This window comes from Brevundimonas sp. EAKA (genome assembly GCF_000698025.1).
Lineage (GTDB): Bacteria > Pseudomonadota > Alphaproteobacteria > Caulobacterales > Caulobacteraceae > Brevundimonas > Brevundimonas mediterranea_A.
Window position 1 is genome coordinate 1 of the sequence record NZ_JMQR01000254.1, and the last position, 1,310, is coordinate 1,310.

Annotated in this window: 1 pseudogene; it reads right to left on the reverse strand. The window is 74.7% G+C overall.

Annotated features, from left to right (window positions below):
* Nucleotides 1-1,310: pseudogene (locus ER13_RS18850) on the reverse strand (double-strand break repair protein AddB); the annotation flags it as partial.

A 1,310-nucleotide genomic window follows, 5' to 3' on the forward strand; every position in this document is an offset into this window, starting at 1 on the left:
GGTGCAGGTGTGTAGAGGAGACGGGTCAGGGCGGTGGGGGGGGCGGGGCGTTCGGTTCGGCGGCGCGGGGGATTGGGCGCCGGGGGTCGGCCTCTCCAGCCGCCACAGCCAGCGGGACCGCACGGCCGGCTGGCCGCCGCGCCGTTCGCTGTGGACCAGGATGACCTCGTCGGCGCAGGCGGCCTGGACGAAGTCCTGGGCCGTCTGGCCCAGGCGGCGTTCGGGCGGGGGCAGGCCCAGGGCCTTGCGCATCGGACGCGACAGGAAGGGGTCGGTCGGGGCGGCCTGGGGCCAGACGCCTTCTTCCAGCCCGGCCAGGATCATCCGGTCGGCGCGCACCAGCCGCGCCTCGATGGCCCCGAGGATCCGCAGCGACGGATGGGTCGCGCCCCCGGTGCGGACGACGGTCTCGCGCACCAGGGACGTGGTCAGCTTGGCCAGGTCGGTCTGGTCGATGCGGCCCAGCGAGGCCCCGCCCTCGATCAGGCCGGACAGAAGGGCGGCGGCGGCCTCGCCGTCGGGACCGGCCCAGGCGTCCTGGCCGGCCAGGGTCTCGATAAGGCGTGTAAAGGCCGAGGCGGCGGCGTTCAGGTCGGCCCCATTTCGCTCGGTCTGGGGCAAGAAGACGGCGGTCGCGGCCTCGATGGCGGTTTGCAGACGCTCGACAAGGCGGGTGGCGGCCGACAGGCGTTCCCGTTTCCACTCGGGCGGGGCCTTGCCGCGCCGGTCGGGTTCGACCGCCTCGAGCAGGCGACGGCGGATGGCGGCGAAGTCGCGCGGGCGAGGACCGCGCAGGGCGTGTTCCTCCAGCGCGGCGACGGCGGCGGCTTGAGGGGCGTCGCCCAGGTCGAACCGGACCAACGGATGTTTGACGATCGCCAGCAGCAGATGGGGCTGGACCGGATCGGCGATCCAGCGGGCGCACAGATCGACCAGGGCGCCGGCGGGCAGACGCGACAGGGGGACGCCGGCAGACGAATCCGGGATGACGCCCCAGCGTTCCAGCCGGGCGGCGACGCGGCGGCCCAGGGCCTGGTCGGGCGTGACGAGCGCGCAGGTGCGACCCGTTCCATCAGGATTGGGCGTTTCCAGCGTCTCGCGCATCATCAGGGCGATGGCGGCGGCGGCCTCTTCCTCGGCGCGGACGGTGAGCAGGGACAGGCCTTGCAGACCTTCGGCGATGGGGTCGCGGGCTTCGCCGCGCGCGGCGGCGGTCGAGCGAAGGTCGCGGATGGCGCGGCGCCAGTCGTCGGTGGCCTCGGCGGGGCGCAGGGTCTCGTTGACCAGGCGCTGGCGGGCCTGGCCACGGG